The sequence below is a fragment of the Pleurocapsa minor HA4230-MV1 genome (genome assembly GCA_019359095.1).
Lineage (GTDB): Bacteria > Cyanobacteriota > Cyanobacteriia > Cyanobacteriales > Xenococcaceae > Waterburya > Waterburya minor.
The window spans coordinates 24,525-44,152 of record JAHHHZ010000001.1; the positions used below are offsets into that span (position 1 = coordinate 24,525).

The 19,628-nt window shown below is 35.4% G+C and carries 15 protein-coding genes; 3 read left to right on the forward strand and 12 right to left on the reverse strand.

Annotated features, from left to right (window positions below; genetic code table 11):
• Positions 1-39 precede the first annotated feature (39 nt).
• The 4 genes from topA to KME09_00140 form a co-directional block, all read right to left on the reverse strand.
• Positions 40-2,061, reverse strand: a complete 2,022-nt coding sequence (gene topA, locus KME09_00125) for a type I DNA topoisomerase (GenBank protein MBW4532325.1) — start codon at positions 2,059-2,061, stop codon at positions 40-42.
• Positions 2,043-3,536 (reverse strand): hypothetical protein, encoded by a 1,494-nt coding sequence (locus KME09_00130; GenBank protein MBW4532326.1) that lies wholly within the window; start codon positions 3,534-3,536, stop codon positions 2,043-2,045. Before KME09_00130 ends, topA begins: the two co-directional genes overlap by 19 nt.
• Before the next feature lie 253 nt (positions 3,537-3,789).
• Complete coding sequence (locus KME09_00135; protein MBW4532327.1) at positions 3,790-4,104, reverse strand: hypothetical protein; 315 nt, start codon at positions 4,102-4,104, stop codon at positions 3,790-3,792.
• Between the two features lie 126 nt (positions 4,105-4,230).
• Positions 4,231-5,649, reverse strand: a complete 1,419-nt coding sequence (locus KME09_00140; protein ID MBW4532328.1) for a DUF3102 domain-containing protein — start codon at positions 5,647-5,649, stop codon at positions 4,231-4,233.
• Positions 5,650-5,858: 209 nt separating this feature from the next.
• Here KME09_00140 and KME09_00145 point away from each other — a divergent pair, with 209 nt between their 5' ends.
• From KME09_00145 to KME09_00155, 3 genes are all read left to right on the forward strand, one after another.
• Positions 5,859-7,364 (forward strand): BamA/TamA family outer membrane protein, encoded by a 1,506-nt coding sequence (locus tag KME09_00145; protein ID MBW4532329.1) that lies wholly within the window; start codon positions 5,859-5,861, stop codon positions 7,362-7,364.
• Between the two features lie 21 nt (positions 7,365-7,385).
• Complete coding sequence (locus tag KME09_00150) at positions 7,386-8,057, forward strand: DUF928 domain-containing protein (GenBank protein ID MBW4532330.1); 672 nt, start codon at positions 7,386-7,388, stop codon at positions 8,055-8,057.
• Positions 8,058-8,185: 128 nt separating this feature from the next.
• Positions 8,186-10,189, forward strand: coding sequence for a CHASE2 domain-containing protein (locus tag KME09_00155; GenBank protein ID MBW4532331.1), 2,004 nt, complete (start codon positions 8,186-8,188; stop codon positions 10,187-10,189).
• A 156-nt stretch (positions 10,190-10,345) separates the two neighbouring features.
• Here KME09_00155 and KME09_00160 read toward each other — a convergent pair whose 3' ends face one another.
• From KME09_00160 to KME09_00195, 8 genes are read right to left on the reverse strand one after another with little or no spacing between them, the layout of a single operon-like run.
• Positions 10,346-11,557, reverse strand: a complete 1,212-nt coding sequence (locus KME09_00160; protein ID MBW4532332.1) for a hypothetical protein — start codon at positions 11,555-11,557, stop codon at positions 10,346-10,348.
• Positions 11,532-13,004, reverse strand: a complete 1,473-nt coding sequence (locus KME09_00165; GenBank protein ID MBW4532333.1) for a hypothetical protein — start codon at positions 13,002-13,004, stop codon at positions 11,532-11,534. Before KME09_00165 ends, KME09_00160 begins: the two co-directional genes overlap by 26 nt.
• Positions 13,001-13,351: a hypothetical protein gene (locus tag KME09_00170; protein MBW4532334.1), complete on the reverse strand. Its 351-nt coding sequence runs from the start codon at positions 13,349-13,351 to the stop codon at positions 13,001-13,003. Before KME09_00170 ends, KME09_00165 begins: the two co-directional genes overlap by 4 nt.
• 4 nt (positions 13,352-13,355) lie before the next feature.
• Positions 13,356-15,158, reverse strand: coding sequence for a type IV secretion system DNA-binding domain-containing protein (locus tag KME09_00175; GenBank protein ID MBW4532335.1), 1,803 nt, complete (start codon positions 15,156-15,158; stop codon positions 13,356-13,358).
• The gene (locus KME09_00180) at positions 15,142-15,885 is read right to left on the reverse strand and encodes a hypothetical protein (GenBank protein ID MBW4532336.1); all 744 of its coding nucleotides are present in this window, start codon (positions 15,883-15,885) and stop codon (positions 15,142-15,144) included. Before KME09_00180 ends, KME09_00175 begins: the two co-directional genes overlap by 17 nt.
• A gap of 3 nt (positions 15,886-15,888) precedes the next feature.
• The gene (locus tag KME09_00185) at positions 15,889-17,766 is read right to left on the reverse strand and encodes a hypothetical protein (GenBank protein ID MBW4532337.1); all 1,878 of its coding nucleotides are present in this window, start codon (positions 17,764-17,766) and stop codon (positions 15,889-15,891) included.
• Positions 17,759-18,505 (reverse strand): hypothetical protein, encoded by a 747-nt coding sequence (locus KME09_00190; protein ID MBW4532338.1) that lies wholly within the window; start codon positions 18,503-18,505, stop codon positions 17,759-17,761. Before KME09_00190 ends, KME09_00185 begins: the two co-directional genes overlap by 8 nt.
• Positions 18,502-19,626 (reverse strand): hypothetical protein, encoded by a 1,125-nt coding sequence (locus tag KME09_00195; GenBank protein ID MBW4532339.1) that lies wholly within the window; start codon positions 19,624-19,626, stop codon positions 18,502-18,504. The genes KME09_00190 and KME09_00195 overlap by 4 nt, the downstream gene beginning before the upstream one ends.
• Positions 19,627-19,628: the final 2 nt, after the last annotated feature.

A 19,628-nucleotide genomic window follows, 5' to 3' on the forward strand; every position in this document is an offset into this window, starting at 1 on the left:
GCTCACATTCGTTAAATGTTTTTATTAGCGAGAGATCGGTTATTTTTGTTGGGTCTTTAATTTGATTGGAGAAGATTTTTTCGTAGACTGACATTTCTTTTTTAAATTTTGCTGAGATGTTGGCTCTCCAAGCTCCCCGTACTTCTTGCTCCACCAATTATCATTACGAGTTAAAAAAAATACGACTTGCTTGTGGTTAGATTTATTCCTAGATTTTGGGTCACAACAGCGCAACAAAGACTTCTGCTCATTTTCTTTAAGATAATTGTATTGTTCGAGATTCTGGTCGCAGACGGGACATTTGTATTCCGATAGGATTGTAGTTCCTTTGGGTTTTCGGTTAGATTCTGGCAAGGTTAGTTTGGCGAGCGCTAAGGCTGGGGAAAAATAAGTCTGATTCCAGCTAGTGAGATAAGGTTGCCATTTCTTCTCTCCTTGAGCGATCTCATCCAATGAAGCTTCCATGCCAGCAGTGAATTGAGCATCGATCAAATCGGCAAAGTTTTTGCCCAGAAAAGAATCCACTGTCATGCCCAGTTCGGTAGGAATTAGCTTGTTCTGGCTAATCTTGACATAGGAGCGAGCTTTAATCGTCTTAATTGATGATGAGTAGGTGCTGGGTCTTCCAATACCTTTTTTTTCCATTAAAGCTACCAATTGAGGCTCACCGTAGCGTGATGGGGGAGAAGTTCTTTTGGACTCAATTTCAGCTTTAGATAGTTCAAGAGTTTGTTCTGGTAAGAGAGTAGGCAATTGGCTATCGGCACTAAGGTTATTCCAATATTTGGCATAACCTATGAATTTAACCATCTGACCTTTCGCTTGCCAAAATACCGAACCTGATTGTGATAAAACAATAGTCCGATCGATTAAAGCTGGACGACATTGAGAAGCGATCGCTCTTTTCCAAATTAAGAGATACAGCTTGAATTCTTCATCCCCTATTTCTTGTTTGAGTTTAACAGAGGAATAGCTCAAATCGCTGGGACGAATGGCTTCATGCGCTTCCTGACTATTTTTAGCTTTTTGGTGTTTTCTCGGTTTTTCCAAAACATTTTGCGGATCTTTGTTTTCAAGCCAAGCTTTGGCCGCGTCACAAAATTCTTCGGAAAGAACTACCGAATCTGTTCGCATATAGGTGATCAAGCCCTTTTCATAGAGAGACTGGGCAACTTTCATAGTGCGATCTGGACTCAGCCCTAACTTTGAGCCAGACTCTTGTTGTAGAGAAGAAGTGATCAAAGGAGGAGGAGGATTTTTAGAGGTTGTTTTTTGCTCGACTCGAACGATCTTGTGGGGACAACTCTTTGCTATTTCAACCAAATTTTCTGCTTGAAATCGTTGATAAATTCTGGTAGATTCAGTCTGCGGCTTTTCTAGTTCTGATTCATTTTCTGATTCATTTGGAGTTACGTTGGATGCTCTGCCACCATAACTATAGAAAGATCTAAACCCTTCTGCATATTTTACGAAAACAGAAAAATAATCCTCTGGCTGGAAATTATTAATTTCTTTTTCGCGATCGCAAACAAGATGCAAGACTGCCGATTGAACTCGACCAATGCTTTTGGCTCCCAGATTCCAAACCAGTGGGGAGCCTTTAAAACCAACTAATTTATCTAGTAAAGATCTAGCCAAACCCGCGTCTACAAGGTGGGAATCGAGCTGACGAGGAAAGGCGATCGCTTTGTTGACAGCATTTGCGGATATTTCGGCAAAAGTTACTCTAACAATATTGCGATTGACACCTTTAAGAATCTCCCAAAGATGCCAAGCAATTACCTCTCCTTCGCGATCTGGGTCAGTGGCGATAAAAACCTTCGCCACTTTACCCGCAGCTTCTTTTAATTCCTCGATTGTTTTTTGGGATTTAAGATCTTTTGGCTGAAACCGCATAGAAATGCGATCGCCAACAAAATCAAAGCCCAAGTTATCTTCCCCATCGTTAGCCAAAATGCGAAAATGACCGATGCTAGCTTTAATGAGCCAGTTAACACCCAATATCTGCGATATCTTCTTGATTTTTCCTGGACTTTCGACGACTAGTAAGTTCTTTGGCATATATTTTTTTGTTTGTTTTCAAGTTTGGGGACGATACTTTCAAAAATTTGTTGCTCTTTTTGAGGACTTAAGTTACTTCCTTTGTCTATCCAAACCTTTCGATTTGGTTCAAACTCCGCTCGTAAAAATTCAGATTGATCTATTTTATTTTGGAAAACAATAGTCTTGGTTTTCCAGTCGATACCAAGAATACTGCTTTGGTTTTCCAAAATTGATTTTTGATTTAGTTTTAGATAATTTGCTAATACGCTGGTAACTTTGGCTATACGTTCCTGCTCCTTTGAATTAGAGACATTAATATTGACCCGATCGTTTTTGCCGATAGCCCTATTAACTTTGTGGCGATATTGAAGTTCGTCCCTCGGATGATATCCACTGTATAGTTTCCCTAAATTATAAAAATAATCAGGACTGATTGCTAAAAACTGCCTGTCTTCTCTCTCGTCAATATCATGGTGCTGTTGTTTATCAGTTTGCCCCCACCAAGCAAACTGCGGGCTGTATTTTTTTTGCTGCAAAAAATCAATAGCGCGGGCATACTGCCTAATGACAGCAGGGTTTTTAACGGCTCCTGCATCGGGATAGAGGACAACTTTTTGAGAATTCAGAGTTTTTGATGCCGAACTTAAATATTCCTCAAATGTTTTTGGAGAACTAGTGAATAGACCTCCCGAAGCTCCGATAACTATTTGATTGTATTTATTGGCAGCTAACTGACATTTGAAACCAATGGCTTCGGTAAGTCCTATATACTCAGAATCTAACCGACCAGAATGAGGTAAACAATAAGCAAGGGGTAGCTCTAAATTTTTCTTATCATGGGAGGTAATATTATAGTCCCTCGACTCTACCTCAGTCTTTGCCCAAAAATATTTATGTTTTGAAGTAGTATGGCCTCTGTATTGCCAGCCTGTATATTTGCCTCTATTATTTTTGATGGGAATAAGTAAAGCTGGAATTTTGAGAGATAAGTTATGTCCATCAGCAGTTACCCCAGCTAGTAAATTGCTAGTTTTTTCAATTGGTTGTTCGGCTTGTACTGACTTATATTGATAGTCTATTATTTGTTCTCGACTAAATCCCCTCTGTTTTAAATTCTCATAATCTCGATCTGAAATTGATAGAGATTGAAGCACTTTTCTAATTTCGCGATCGCGGTCGTCCTCATTTAGTAAAGCATTTCGCCATTTTTCTACTGCTTGTTTGTTTTGTTCGGCTTTTGCTTTTAGTCTCTCTCGATGTAGATTTTCAATTTCAATTTTCTTCTGAGCAGAGAGTGACGATATATCGTTATTTGAATTACTCCACTCACTAGATAATTCTGCTGACAATTCATGGCTGATATATTTGCCCCAAGCTCCATTTGCAGTTTCGCCAGTAAATTTATAATAATTTGTATCGCCACGTAAATTCATGCACAGCAGATGTTCTCCCTCAATTCCTAATTTTTTACTTTGGCTTGGGGTACTAAACACGATCGTAGCCTTGAGACATTTTGCAGAAGTACCCAAGCAACAAGGGCAAGGATTTGTTTTACTCGATCTTATATAATTACCATTCATCATAAAATGTTGAGAGGATACTCAGTCTTCGGCTTTGCGCTAAAGCACTAGCTCCGCGTCGCCAAGGCTGAGAGGATTCAATAACCCCTACCTGCCCTAACGGGACGAGGTAGGGGTTATTGAAAACCTATTTTAAAGATAAAAAACGCAGCACGACTAGCTCGATTCAACTACATAAATCTTGCTCTAGCTTCTGCCAATAGGTAATATCTGCTTCTTCAATACCAACTGCGAAAACTAAATTTCCATCGAGCATTTCGATGCTCATTCTTTCGTCATTAGATTTGACAGTTAGATAATTTCCAGATTTAGTAATTTTATTAGCAATCGAATATGAATTTTTTTGCAACTCAACATCTTGTGGTGACAGGAAAAAAGTAAGAGGTTCCGCTTCTCGTTCAATTAACAACGAAGCTACTTTAAGAATTTCATAAGCTGGATTGATTTGATCGGGAAATAATTCTAACATACTTTTTGTCATTACCTTTGATTTTATATTACTCTGTTTAAAGTATAAAAATGAAAGTAATTAATACCGATCGAGTGCAAATATACGAGATTGAAAATTTAAGTTAAATTTCTCAATTTGCTAAATTTGAACAGTAGTTCATGTAGATCGAGAATTAACCTGGTTGTAGAACTCAACTAATTCTAAGCATTTATCCAAATCGGGATCGACGATAATAGCTTTACATTCAAGATTGTCTATAACTGATAAAATTCCAGGATGCGGGATATAACATACCACGACAATATCAGATCTATCGGTCGATAGAGAAACTGCTTGATCGACCATTTTCAGTAATTCCATATTGTCTAAATCATCATGGTGGCTATAAAAAATGTTTTGTGTTGTACTGTTAAATGGACATTGCCAATTAGCAACAGGGGGGAAAGAAAGGCATAAAGATACTGTTTGAGATAACTTGTTAATAAACTCGTTAGAACTAGGCTCTAAAGCGAATACAGAATGTTGGTCTATATTCCAGCTTTTTTGCGGCTGACGAATTACTTTAAGTATCTGTTCTTTAGCTGAAGTAATAGCAGTTGAGGCAGCTTGAACTATCTGAAGTTCGTTAGTTACAGTTGATTTTTCAACTATTTCTGTGGGTTCTGTTTGAGAAAGAGAGTTGCCTAACTTTCTTTGTTTTCTGTATTCAGTTAATAATTTTTTTGAAGACTCTACATTAATAGTAGATTTTCCAGATTTAACGTCATTTATGACCTCTTCTACTAATTCATCAGGTACTTTTGCTAAATTATACAGTGCGGAAATTTTAATGTTAGACAAATCTTTTATATTATAATCTTTGAATCGATCGTAAAGTGTCATAAACCTATTGGCAGTATGATAACCAAAACTTTCTCCAAATTCAAAATTAAGCCAGCCAAGAAACTGACCGTGTTCTAATTTAGCCTTAATATCTAACATATACTTTCCAATTTTCATTGAATTAGCTAAGTTATCAGCAATTAAAACTCTAATATTTTGAGTTCTCTCATGAATAAAAGTTTGAGTTGTCTCATCTAGAGTATGATAGTCAAAAACACTTTCCTTTCTTGTTTCAAGAGTTTTGATTGCGTCTAAATAATGTTGTTTTCTATAATTTTTTTGGTAATTAGGCTTGCCATAGAATGCAGTAACTCGATCCTCAAATTCTTCAGCTTGATTTTGTAGATATGCTTTGTCTACGTAAGCTGAGTAGACAACTATACTTGTATTATGGTTTAATGAACTTAAATAGGATATAAAAGCTAATCCCCAGCCCTTATTTTTCCATTCATCTTTTATTTCTTGATAATCGTAAGGTTCGTTATTTCTGGGAATTCTATAATCGACATAGCAAATAGCAATGTCATTTTTTTCCCAAAGCTTTAAAGCCTCTTCATAATTTGCAGCAAAAAGAACTTGTTCGGCAGGTAACTCAAGATCTCTCAGTACATCTTTTTTGCGAAATTTACTCGTACAAATTTCGTCGTCCACAATTAAAACTAAATTTTCTTTATCTTTATTTTTAACTTTCATAGCTTTCTAAAACTAAAAAATTTATGGCGAGAATTAAAATTGCATTTATTGATAAATAAGAACGATAGTAACTAATAATGATACAATAATTTTGTTTAAATGTTAATTTAACTTAAATAAAATATTTAAATTGGCTAAGAGCTAAAGAAATTTATTGAATGTATAAGTCTATAATACGGGTAATTATACTCATTGGAGTTTGGCAACTATTGAACAATTCCTCAGCTTTGGCACGGGATAATTCAAAACCAAAATTAATAAAAGTAAAAAGAATCGAGTTTGTGGGAAATACTGTATTTTCCGACTCGGAATTGAAAAAAGTACTTACTCCGTTGCCAAATCAGCCTGTATCTTTAAATAGGCTTCTTCAACTGAGGTCAGAGATCACCGACTTCTATGTCAATCGAGGCTATATCAGTAGTGGGGCATTTTTAAAGCAGCAACAGTTCAAGAATGGAGTTGTCACAATCCAAGTTGTTGAAGCAAAATTAGCGCAAGTGGAAATACGAGGCAGGTTTAAGTTAAAGAAGAGTTATATAACTTCGCGTCTTCCCGTAGGTGAACCTTTAAATAAAGAGACATTACTGTTGTCTTTGGGAAAGTTAAACGACGATCCAGCAATAAAAAAAATAAGCGGCGAGTTAGTTCGGTTGACTCCTAATAGAAATAACTTAATTCTCGATGTTGAAGAAAATAGAGCATTAACTTCACAATTAAGCTTGAATAACTATTTTTCTCCTTCTATAGGAGGTTGGGGAGGGACGGGCAGCTTGAGGTATCACTTACTAGGATATGGAGACTACCTTTCTATTAACTATAGTAGAACTGCCAAAAGTGGGCTAGTTAGATACGGAGTTAATTATAGTATTCCTTTTAACTTTCAAAATGGCACTATAAATTTTAGCTATTCTAATGCCGACTCAAAAATTGTAGAGGAGCCTATAGCTAGTGCTATTGATATCCAGTCAGATTTACAATTGTTTAAATTGAGTTTGAGGCAACCTGTTGCATTAAGCAGGAATAGTAATCTAACATTTGAAGTTGCTGCGGAACATATACAAACACAAACTTTAGTTGATGATTTTTCTTTTGCTTTTACTAAAGGTCTAGACGATGGTAAAGTTACACTTAGCGCTCTACGCTTAGGTCAAGAGTTTTCAACTAAAAATGCTAGTAATTCTTTTGTGGTACGCTCTCAGTTTAATTTAGGAGTAGATTTATTAGGAGCTACAGTTACGGAAACTGGTATAGATGGGATTTTTTGGAGTTGGCAGGGACAAGGGGAATGGATTAAAAAAATTGACAATATTTTTCTGGTTATTGGTGCTAATGTTCAACTAAGTGGTGACAAGCTGCTGCCAATCGAGCAACTTAGCTTAGGAGGCAATGGAAGCGTTCGCGGTTATCGAGAAAATTTGAGCATTGGAGATAATGGGGCGATCGCCAATGTGGAAGTACAAATACCTTTATTTAATTTTGCTAATGAGAGGGGAGTCATCAAGATTGTCCCATTTATAGATGCTGGAACAATTTGGAATAATTCAGAAGAAACAATATTACAAGATACATTAGTTTCTGCTGGACTCGGTTTAGATTTGGAGTTGAAGGAATGGCTTCAGGCTCACATCGATTACAGCGTTCCTTTAGTAAAAACAGATTTGCCTAAAGACTTTTCGGAAGAAGCGATAACTTTTAACTTAGTTTTTCAACGTTAATAACTACATAAGGGGTTTATTATGCTTACAAAAACAATAATTTTCAGTTTATCTTTTACAGCTTGTCTCTTTTCAGCTTTTACTTCTCAAGTAATAGCTTCTTTAGGGAGATACGTCCCATATAAAGAAGATCGAGGTCATATTGTCGAGCAAAGAAGAAGTGTTGGCAGTGGCACTCGCTCTGAGTGCGAAATAGCTTTTCCTCAAAACTCAATTACTCTGCTGGTACCCGAACAGAAAGTGGTCCATAGAACAGCTAAAAGCAAACCCAAGCTGTATTTAAACTCAACAGTTGATTCGCGCATCCCGATAAAATTTGCTCTGGTAAATTCTCAAACTACGGAGACGGTGATGGAAACCTCTATTAGGCCAAAATTGGGAATCAATACAATTGAATTGCCCACACAAACTAAACTTGAAAAGGAGAATCTTTATTTATGGTACGTCGCGATCCCTTGTAAGGGAAGTTCTCAATATCAAGATACGCTAACTTCTTCAGTTCAGTACAAACCTGCTACTTTTACTGTAGCAAATCAGCTAGAAAAAGCTAAAAATAGCGCTAAGGTTGTCAATATTTATGCAGAAAATGGATATTGGTACGATGCTTTAGAGGCTTCGATGATGATTAAAGATCCTGAGAACCCAAGCTCTATTAAACGGTTATTAGAAAGTGTTAATTTAAAGATTGAGTAGCTTATAAGACAGGGAGGGTTCGTGACATAAACCCCACACCAAGAATATTTGCGCTTGTGTGGGGTTTATGCAAGATAAGATTAGGATAAGCTAAGATGTCTTGGATAAATAAAGCGATTTTGTAGTCTATGCTGGAAAAGTTTCGGGAGATTCGTGAGAATCATTTTATTAGATATTTTATATATGGTCTAATTACAGCAATTCTAAGCACTTTGTTTCTGGGGTGGAGTCAAATTCTACAGCCATTGGAATTAATAATCTATGATTTTAACTTCTGGTTGAAACCTCCTGAAGTGACGGAAGAGCGTATTGTTATCGTAGAATGGGACGAAACAAACATAGAAGCTTTTGAAGAAACTATCATTTCCGATCGAACTTTATCTTTATTGCTTGCAAAAATCATCGAGCAAAAACCAAGGGAGATCGGCATGGATATTTATCGAGACATTCCTGTCAGCTCTCCTCAGCTAACAGATGAACAAAACTTGAAATATTATCACGCTTTAGATAATATTTTTCGCAATACTAATAATTTATTTATCGTCAAAAAAGTTATCGAGCCAGTTATAGCAGCACCCAAAATCCTCGAAGAGAAAGATCGAGTATCGGCATCAGATTTACCAGTTGATGAAGACAGAATTGTTAGAAGAAGCTATGCTTATCCGCTTACTACCAAAGAAGGAGAAGCTGTTGGTTTGGAATATTTGGGGGTAAAGCTTGGATATGAATATTTAGCAGATGTAGGTTTTACGGCCGAGCCAGTGGAGCATCATGCCATAAAAATATTTAAAGATCGAGTAGCGATTATCCTAAAACCCTTGAAGTCTTTTCTTGGTGCCTCAGCCGATGACCAGTACAGTATTAATTTTCTAGTGAATTGGCGAAAAGCAAATCCAGCATTTAGGAAAATTTCGGTGATAGAAGTTTTGAATAACCGTGTTCCAGCAAACTTTTTTACAGATAAATTAGTTTTTATTGGGGGAACTGCAACATCTACGGCGGATAGACACGTAACTCCTTTAAATAGATGGAATCAATCTGTAGTTTATGGAGTAGAAATTCAAGCACAGGTTGCTAGTTCGATAATTAGTGCTGCCCTTGACAATCGGCTATTAATCAATCGAGTTTCCAAATTTAAAGAATTACTCGTAATAATAATTTCAACAGTATCGATTATATATATTTCCTATCAGAATCAAAATCTTCGCAGTATTAATTTATATTTTTTAACTTTAGGATGTAGTGTTGCTATTAACCTATTCATATTTACATTAAGTTTTCTTAGTTTCAAAGTAGGTCAATGGCTTCCTATTTCAACTGCTATTGGTAACACATGGATTCTTTATTTTACCACAAACTATTATTTGTATAAAAAAAGAGAAAACGAAAGAATCGAGCTATTACAAGCTTTTATTGGAGACTTAAATCATTATTTGGGTAATCGCTTAGAGCCAATTATAGCAAATAATGATGAAGTAAAAGAGCTTGCTAATGCCATCAAAAAAAATGACTATGTTGATAATGTGCAAAAAGCGGAATCTATCATAGAAAGAACTGAAGATTCGGACAAGGAAATTTCTCGCATTTCAAGCTATCAGAATAAAATTAAAAATTTTATTATATTTAATTTTTTAAAAAAGCAAAATAATTTAGAAAGAATTAATATAAATACTTTTATTGATAGTGTAGTTGAAGATTTTATTCATAATAATGACTATGATTATGAAGTAGAAATTCAGCGAACATACGATCGCAATCTTTTAGAATCTCCAGGATATATCGATACTTTAGCTTTAACTGTAGTGGTTGAAAATTTACTCAATAATGCCTTTTATGCTGTTTCTCCTCATTATAGAAAAGACCCTAATTACAACCCTTTAATAGGAGTCAGAACAAGGCTATATCGAGGATTAATTAGAAAACGTCTTGAAATTTCAGTGAAAGATAATGGTGTAGGCATTCCCAAGAAAAATCAGCAGAAAATATTTGATGCGAATGTTTCCTATAGAATGGGACAAGGAATAGGCTTATTTTTAGTAGATATAATTGCCAAAATTTACAACGGCTCTATCAAAGTCAAGAGTAAGGTCGGAGTTGGAAGCACTTTTATTTTTACAATCGTATTTCGATAAATCCTACCTTAATATTAAACAAATGCCGTTAATTTACAAAAACAATAAATTGCAACAAATAATCCATAACCCAAAAGTAATTTGTATATTAACCTGATGTATCTTTTGTTAATTTCAAACATAATAATTAGATACCTTTAATTTGTTATAAAAAACTTAATTGCCAGAGCCTAAAAAAATCAGATCGTTTATCTTGATATTTCCTAAAGGAAAAGGAAAAGGTCCTATAAAGTAAGCGGAATCACCACATTGAGTTTTGATATTAAAATACATAACCACTCGTGCAGAATCAGCAGATTCCTGAGTGTCCCATAAAACGCTTTTAAAAGTATCTCCAAAAGGATGAATTCCAGTTGGTTCCCGCCCTCCACTCAAACAACCAGTGCCACCATTTACCCAATGATCTTTTCCCCTAATCCATTGATTTCCTTCAAATCCACTAACTAGCTTACGTCCTAAATTCTCGATATCATCAAGTTCTAGGTGAGCGCAATTATTGTCGCAAGGAACTTGGAAGCCATCAATTTTACTACCGCTAATAGTTCTATTTGCATTAGATTCGGCATCCCCCCAAATAAAATCAACTCTAGCAACAAAGCTAATTTCTGCTTGAATTGGATTAGGGTATTCAGAAAATGGTAATTCATTTAAGCCTGGAACATCAGAAATATTTGAATCTTTATAGTTTTTAAATTTTTTAAGTTGGGTATCCGATAAACCAGGAATAGAATCAATTTTGTATTCTTGAAGATTGATAGAATTAAGCTGAAGATCTTTTATTTGGGGATCGTTAATTAGTTCCTCAATCTTAATATCTAAATCACTACTATACCCATTTTGCCTTAACAAATCAGCAATGGGCTTAACATCAGAAGCTGATTCTAAGCCCAATTCAGGGATTGCAGTTACTAATGATTCTAAAGACTGTTTGCCAACAATTGAAAAGTCTTGTAAGGAAATATCTAAAGGAATTGAAGATATTTCGCGATTGAGGCTAAGGTCTGAACCTTTTATATGATTATAAATATCTTCCAAGCTGTAAAGCTGTGGAGAAAATGACTCTTGTAAATCGCCTAATTTTAATACAGTATCGATACTATCATTAACTTTCCATTCTCTTGATGCTTTCCAACCAACAATGTTATCGACCTCCTTTTCCACTAAACCATCTTCTCTAATTGAGTCTAAATTTGAAAAAGAAAATTTACTCCAGTCTGGAAAAAGTTTTACTTCTTGATTGGAGAAATTCTCAGAAGTTTGAGCAGAAGCTTTTTTACCTACTTGAGATAGTACAAAAATAGTCAAAACTAATATTAAAAAATATTTTAAATATTTAAATAGGTTAGTATAATTTTTGTGATTTATCATGAATTTTACTATTTTGAAAAGAATCGATTTTAATTTTTAATTGAGCAAAATATTTGTGTTTTTCAGATGTGATCTGCCCTTCAACTCTTTTCCATCCATTTAAAGTTTTTTGAGATTTAAAATTATTATTTAAATCTAACTTATCCCGATATTCAATAATTTGAGACTTTGGATTATAGGATAAGACAAAATTATTTTTTTCAATTTTATTTACCTGATTTATATCTAAGTAGCTTTTAACTGTAAATGATACATTTGAAATAATTAAATCCTGTTTTTTGTTATTTAGATCTTCTTCTATTGCCTTATTAAGGTTAAAAACTTCACTTATGGACAAATTCACCTGTTTGCTTTTTGGGCTTACGCTAAGTAGATTAGCACCTTGATTGTTATTTAACTCTATTACGTTTTTACTTTTTCTCATGTAAATGTTATCTTTATTTAACTTGAATTGATAATTACCGTTTTCATAGTTAGCTAACTTCCTCATTAAACTAAATACAGATATTTGATATTGCTTTTCAACTCGCTTATTTCCAATCACTGACATGCTATTATTACTAAATGATTTTAAGGCTTTGCTCAGCTCATTATAACTTCCTAAATTACCTTGCAAGACTACGTTTTCTTTCCCAGGAAAACCAACCAATAATAATTTTCTATTTGGGTCATATATTTCAAAAGCATTATTCTCAATTTTGCGAACTATGTAACGATCGACATAATATTCTTGCTCATTAGTTTTTTTATAGCCATAATCAAATTTGTTTTTAGCTTGAATTAATAAACGCTGGCTAATAATTCGAGTTCTAATAATATCAGCCTGAAGCTTTATTGTTTGTCTAAAATTTATTAAATTATTAATATTTAATTTAACTGAAATATTTTTAAGATAATCTCGTACAGTAGTATAAGTATTAACAAGTAAACTATTTTGTTCTTGGCTTTTATAAGATTGTGGCGGACTTATATTTATTTTTTTGATATGATTATATACATTGCTTAATATTTGAGGATCGTATTCTAATATTAATTTTGGATTTGCCTCATACACTTTATTTATTAAGCTTTCAGTTAATTGAAGATTTATTTCATTAATAGGTATTATTTCTGGAAAAAAATCATTATCTTTTCCATATGCTACTAGCTTATTCGATTCTGAATCAATAATTGCAACTGACTCAGAATTTCGCCAAAACTGATAATTGCCAATTTGCGAAATAGTATAATCAACATGATTATTTAATGAAGTATTTGTTAAATCTAATGCTATTTGTACAATTTCTTCTTGTTTATTTTTTAATTCATTATCTCGATCGCTTTTTTTATTAAAATCGATTGTATTAATATTAACAAGCGCTTCTTTTTGATTATTAAGTATGCTTTGCAATCTAGAATATTCTTTGTTCATTTCTATCGCTATATTTTTATAAACTGCAATATTCATTGTTTTGTTATGTTAAAATCAATTATTTTAAAAATTTCTAAATTTTCAGTTCTATTAATAATTTCAATGCCAGAAATTATGAATAGTCCACATTCATTATCAAATCGCCAATCTATAATTTCTGGTTGCTTAATAAAGTTAGTCTTGTTTGTAAGAATTTGTTCGTCGTCGTCAATATTTAATGTCGCACATAATAAATTATTCAATCTAATTTCTATTTTTTGGGGAATAAAATTAGGAGGAAATGGATATTTTTTTTCTTCAATAGTTAAAAAACTTATTAATTTAATATCATTGATTATAAGCTTTTTAACTTTTTCAGATATTTTTAAACTTTCAATATTCATTAGCTTATTCCATAAAGTCAAACTCTGATGTATTTATATTAAAATTAGGAGAAATTGGTACTTCTGGCATAGGAAACATTCTATAGCTTTCTTCTTTTCTATCGGTCAATATCCGTTCGCCAATTATCTGTTGATTGGATCTATACTGTTTTTCTCGTTTTATGAGGCAGGATTCAATATTGTTATGCCACATAAAAGCAGTTTCATTTTGCATTTTGATATATTCTTGGGAAACATGAAGTCGATCGATATCTATAGGGATAAAAGCCTCTTTTTTATTTTGAGAATTTTCGTTTTTATATATACAGCTAAAAGGTTTCATTTTTAAAATGTTAGAAGGCGATCTAAGTTCTTCTAACTCGTAATGGGTAGAAATGGTTTTGCTTTTTTGCCCTCCATAATTGATTGTTTTAGATTCGTTAACAATTTTTACTTCTCTTTTACCCATAGTATCTGACCATTTTTTTGCTGTTTCTTCGCTTTGTGGGTTAAACCAAAAACGAGTTTTGATGCCAGCATTAAGCTTGCCAGCCATGTTACTGTTGTAAGTTTCGAGTATTTGGGGATCTGATTGATAGCCATAAATCATGACTAATCCTTTCGATCTATGTCTGGCAGGCCAATCTATTGATTGGATTGATTTTATAGTTGGATATTCATCTACACAAAAAACCAGCGGAATTTTTCTAGATTTACGAAAATTGCGATTTATAACTAACTCAATTTTCGCTGAATTCATTGGACTTAAAATTTCTTGTCGCTCTTCATCGCTTTGAAAAATTAGAAGCTCTTTACTGCCCAAATCTAATGAAACATTTGTCTTGCCTACAAAGCATGATACTAAGTCTGGCCTGACAAATTTTGATATTATGTTTTGCGCTCCAGCCAGAATACCAGCAGCAGTTGTATTATCGTTCTTGTTCAAAGCTACGGACAAATAAGGGCTAAACCCTTGTTCGTGCCAAGCTGACAATCGATCTTGTTCGATTGCATAGGCTAATCTTTGTCCCAAGTCGGGCATTTGAATTATAGCTGCTGCCATTGCCAGGTCGGGAAATTTTGACCCCTTTGCTACTAAAATAGCAGTCACTAATAATGCTTGCGAAGCGCTATCAAAAAATTTATTGCTAGTAGCGTTTGCTTCTCTTGATTCATAGGTTCTTACAAGTGTTTGACACATAGTAAAATCCAAATCATTTTTTAAAAAATCCAGATCGTTTATGATGCACGTATAGTCCTTCCCAGGAGCAAAGATACGGATTTTGTATCCGTGCCGAGCAGCATACCCTCCGATAAATGGTGTTTGTCCATCCTTACGTTCTGAGGGATCGTCATCATCATTCGGATTGCCATACTTATAATCATATAAAAGAATCGGATAGCTTTGATCGATGGCTGAAACAAGCAATCGATCGATAACGCTAAAGGTTTTGCCCATTCCAGGCGCACCAACTACTTGAATGCCAGGATTAGCGTGCGGTACAAATAAGGCTGGTGGACGACCGAGAAACAATAAGTAAAACCAAATGACTAGAGGATTTAATTGCCAATCTTTAAAAGAGCCACAGTACAGACAAACATGCTTGACATTTTGTGCTTTTAGTTGTTTTGCCGCCGTCCTAATTAGTCGGTATTTAGTCCAATTTTCAGCGAAGTGAGCAACTGACCGTTCGCTCTTACTTTTTTTACTTTGCGTTACAGCAAATAGCTGTAATAACAATGCCATTGCGATCAGAATTAACATGTCGGGCTGGGATAATATCTCCAGGAGTCCGCTATCATTAAGTATTTCAATAAAAGTTTCCATTTGGCTCTAATGGTAGTAATCTTCTTTTGGCATCTTCTTGCTGGCCCAGAGTGCCAAGCTTCTGGACGACACTAAGAGGTATTCCTGTTTTTTCTAAAGCTTCTGTGGTTGATATCCCGTTCATTGTTTGAGCGATATATTCTTCAATCGCTACAGCTAAGGGTTCATTGCGTTTAATACGATCTTGCGCGATACTTGTATCTAGTCCCAGTTTGATATCTTCGGGGGTTGCATCTCCAAATTTAGTTTTAACCGTGTTAACTACTTCAGGCTCTGGTTTCGGTTTGGGTTGAGGAATCGGTTCGGGTTGAGCAGCTTCGATAAAAATTCGGTCGCGATCGCTATCATTATTATTGAGAATAAATTCATATTCTTGTCTGTTACCTTCTCCATCAACGGTTTCAACAAATAAATTAGGATATTCATTTGTCGTAGTACCTTCTAAATCTAGGGTCTGTATTTGTCTGACATATAGAGATCGAGCTTGTCCTGTTTCAATCGGAGCATTTGGGGTATAAATATTTTTTGATTGATCTGACAGCAGGACAAAATCAATAATCTCATTGTTTTTAAATACAATCGGTGTACTCTTCCCTGGAACTACACCCGCCGTAATTGGTTCTTGCTGTGCCTTTATATCCTCCACAGTAATATTTTCAGCCATAGCAGGTATTATGTTTGCCACAAGACTAAAAACGGCAATCGTTAGACTGTACTTTATTTTCATTGTTTACCGATTAATCTCCAAAAATGAATTAACAAAAATAGTGACTTGCTCACCAGCTTCAAGGTGATAGATTGGCACCTTTGCCAATTCTCTTTCTACGATTTGCTCCGATCTTTCATCCAATCTTTCCTTACTCGCAGTAAAAACGCCTTCAGCAGCACCATTGAGTAAAGAAGAATTGCGATCGCTACTGGTACGAATAACGAAATCGTCTGAAATTGTTGTATTCTCGTCAGGTTGATTCAACTCTTCAAAACCTTTTGCGCCAGCCGCCATCAATCCGATCAAAACATCCTGACCTAAAACAGCACCGCCAGGATCGGTAGTCTGCTCGGAGACTAAAGGGCCATTATTTTCTCCCCTGATTACAATTGCTCCAGGAGGGAGCAATTCTTGCTTTAAAATACCCTGGGAATCTTCATAAGAAACCGCCACCGCATTTAGATAAGTTAAGCCACTGGTATTAACAGATGTTACTTCAACAATTAAGCTTGAATTAGCTTCAAGAGCGATTGAGCCATCACTAGCTAATAGAGGTTCGGTCAAACTAATTACGCCCCTGGATTGCCCAGGATCGATCCCCTCACTCCAAATAATTGAACTTGAAACTTCTCCTGATAAAGTCGTGCCTAATGGGACTTGTTTACTATTGTTAGTTGCAGTAGCGTTAGAATCAGCAATTGATTCTGATGTAATCTGAGATTTCTGACTATTGGGAGGATCTTTATCTACTGGGACATTACTTATTAGTTCAACTTGATTATCTTTGGGAAGAACAGGTAATATTTCGCCCGCTCGTTCCTCACTGTTTTGAGGAACGAGCGGGCGTTGAATAATATTATCAATATTTTTAACACTTGCTAGCTCGACAGATGAAGTAACACCCATTGATGCAAGTTGTTTTAACCTATCTTCTTTATCAAACTGCTTTCTTTTTTTTTCTAGATAAGTGTCTGCTGGTTTGTCTTCAAAAAGCAGTTTAGTCACTGCTGGACTATCTAAAGCAAATTGTTTTGGTTGATTTTCGGTTTGTTCGGTTTCAATTGTATTTTTTCCAATGGAAACACTAGCTACTTTAGTTCCTTCTTCCTTTGTAATTATATTGTTTAAATTAAAATTATCTTTTTCACTGGGCTTAATGGCAGTATTATCATTATCAGTTTTTTCAACCTTAAGTGTACTTACTTCCCGAACGCTTCTAGGCTGTTTAGGTTCGACTGTAGAAGTATAGTTAGAAACACTTTGACTGCCAGAATCAATAGCATTTGTGGCGACTAAATCACCATTATTTAAATTAGATATAGCTGCTTCGCGATTGCCTACAGCAGAACCTAAATCGGCTAATTTAGCCCATTGTTCCAAAGGGTCAACTTCAATTTCTTCAACCTTTTCAACTTCTGCTTGCACTGGTGCTGGTTGAGTAGTAACAGGCTGTGCTGTTGGCTGTGCTGTTGGCTTTGGTAAAGGTTTTTCTACCACTAGCTTCGGCTTAACCTTTTTAAAATCGCCATCTTGGTCGCTTAGGGCAACTTCAGCCTTCAAGCTATCTTCGCGAACGATTTTTGCCTGGGCTGATGAATATGGTTTTTCAGTCGGTTTGTTTTGAGATACAGATCCACCGCCTGATATTTTCCCATATAGAGAAAATACTAAGACCAAAGCAAAAATAGCGAAGGATGCAACCACAGCTACTGTAGTAAATCGCCATTTTATATCCTTTTGTTTTTGGCGGTCGGAAACAAGCAATTGTTTTTCGTCTACTAAGGGCTTTTCTTCTATAGAATTTGTACCTTGACTTTGTTGGGCAAGTTCTTGAAGTTGTGCATCTGAAAGTCCCCGATCTTGTTCTAAATTTCTAGTGTCAATTAGGGTGCTATTCATAATTATGGATTGAAGTAATGATTAGTCCATTTTTCATTAAATGAGCTAAATGTTTACGAAAAGCGCTTGGCTCATCAGCGCCAAAAACGTTGCGATAAGGTTCAATTGTTTTTAAAACAATTTTTTTATTAAATCGAGCTTGTCTTTCTTCTCCTGCTTGAGTAAGGTCAACCCTTGTTCCAATAACGTTTACTGCATATTGATTCTTGTTTCTAATTGGCACTCCTATATGGTAAATGGTAAATTGTGAGGTCATAGAACCCGAATACACTTCATCAGGTATCAATTTAGCCATTTTTTTGAGGAATTCCTGCCGAAATCCTGTTTGAATCAAATAAGAAGCCGTATAGACTCGGCTAGGAACCAAATATTCTGTTCGATCGCCACCTTCCTCCTTAATTTTGACTCCTTTATCTCTAGCCTCAGTGCCAGGGATACGACTGTCCCACTCCCACGTCAGGTAAAGCCAATTGCTGACTGTTTCGCGAATAACATCTTCAGAGCGGAAATCACTGTCTTGTTCGATCGCAGTTTGAGTAGATCCATCCTGCTGTTCGACAAAGATTTTTTCTTTGGTAGCAAGCTGATGATTGTTACCCACCAGGAGCAAGTTTACTAACAGGGACAAAAATAAGGCACCTGTCAAACCCATTAAAGATGCTACGACCTTATTTGTTTCTTTTATTCCAATTAGAGCGGTTTTTGATTTTATCTCAATTAAGTTGTTCCGTTTATTCATGAGATTTTTGTTGCTTTATTAGCCGCAATTTTTGCGGCAATCGTTTTCGCGACAGCAGCTCCTCCACCTGTAACAACAACACCTCCAGCATTTATTCCTGCCTTAGTAGCTCGCGAGATCCCCTCGAATAATCCATCTCCTATACCTTTAGAGATAGCTATCGCTAAAATAGGAGCAATGAGCGAGATAAATACTAAAAAAGCGGTATCGACACTTGCCGAACCTAAAGGTTGTCCTGCTTGTTCTGTTAAAGCTAAGACATTAGCGGTAAACCCAACTACGATTACATAACCGAGGGACATTAATAACAAAGAGATATAACCTGACAGCCACTTGATGATATTTGGTCCTTGAATCGGTAGAGTTGATAATCCTAAAGCAACAGGAGCATATAAAGCTGTAAGTAATAACGATGCCTCAATTGCGTTGACAAAACACCATTGGAGCGTACTCAAAATATACTGGAATAAATTAACAAAAGGAATATTAATAGTAGAATCTAACTGAGTTACTACGCCACGGGCAATCTGTTCCAAAATATTATCTTGAAGCGGTGATGTACTACCAGAAAGACTCTGTGAAAGCTGTTGTGCCTGTTCGATTTTGATAGGGTCTTGAAGACAAGCCTGTAATTCTGAACCGCTTTTATTAATACATTCAGAAAATATTTCTCTGGCGCGAGAATTAGCTACAAGAGTGTTTTGTACTTTTTGGATTGCATCGCTAATACTAATTCCTGCAAACGTCATTTCAAGAATTCTACTCAACCAATACTGACTGAAAGCGCGTAAAACCTTGATTAGATTGGCTAAAATAAATCCGTTACCTGATAAGAGAATGCCAATTGCTAGAGGAAACTTTAGCATATCAATCACTCTTTCTAATCCAAGAGATTTGTTGTTTGATTCCTTAACTGCCAAATAAATTAAAGATAAGGCGGCAATCAGCCCTCCTAGCTCCGTTAACGCCTGCCACAATGGCTGCCCTGGATCGACGGAAATTTCCCAAAGACGATCCCATGAACGAGCAGTATTTTGAGTTAGTCTAAAAGACTTAGTTAAAACTTGCCTCGCTGCCTCGTTGCCGTAGTTTAGTTGTGAAAAAAAATAAGCTTGAAACATAA

Coding starts and splice junctions, on each gene's coding strand:
- KME09_00160 (MBW4532332.1), bottom strand. CDS start 11,557: ATGATAAATCACAAAAATTATACTAACCTATTTAAATATTTAAAATAT.
- KME09_00150 (MBW4532330.1), top strand. CDS start 7,386: ATGCTTACAAAAACAATAATTTTCAGTTTATCTTTTACAGCTTGTCTC.
- KME09_00155 (MBW4532331.1), top strand. CDS start 8,186: ATGCTGGAAAAGTTTCGGGAGATTCGTGAGAATCATTTTATTAGATAT.
- KME09_00185 (MBW4532337.1), bottom strand. CDS start 17,766: ATGAATAGCACCCTAATTGACACTAGAAATTTAGAACAAGATCGGGGA.
- KME09_00190 (MBW4532338.1), bottom strand. CDS start 18,505: ATGAATAAACGGAACAACTTAATTGAGATAAAATCAAAAACCGCTCTA.
- KME09_00175 (MBW4532335.1), bottom strand. CDS start 15,158: ATGGAAACTTTTATTGAAATACTTAATGATAGCGGACTCCTGGAGATA.
- KME09_00140 (MBW4532328.1), bottom strand. CDS start 5,649: ATGAAAGTTAAAAATAAAGATAAAGAAAATTTAGTTTTAATTGTGGAC.
- KME09_00195 (MBW4532339.1), bottom strand. CDS start 19,626: ATGTTTCAAGCTTATTTTTTTTCACAACTAAACTACGGCAACGAGGCA.
- KME09_00180 (MBW4532336.1), bottom strand. CDS start 15,885: ATGAAAATAAAGTACAGTCTAACGATTGCCGTTTTTAGTCTTGTGGCA.
- topA (MBW4532325.1), bottom strand. CDS start 2,061: ATGCCAAAGAACTTACTAGTCGTCGAAAGTCCAGGAAAAATCAAGAAG.
- KME09_00170 (MBW4532334.1), bottom strand. CDS start 13,351: ATGAATATTGAAAGTTTAAAAATATCTGAAAAAGTTAAAAAGCTTATA.
- KME09_00165 (MBW4532333.1), bottom strand. CDS start 13,004: ATGAATATTGCAGTTTATAAAAATATAGCGATAGAAATGAACAAAGAA.
- KME09_00135 (MBW4532327.1), bottom strand. CDS start 4,104: ATGACAAAAAGTATGTTAGAATTATTTCCCGATCAAATCAATCCAGCT.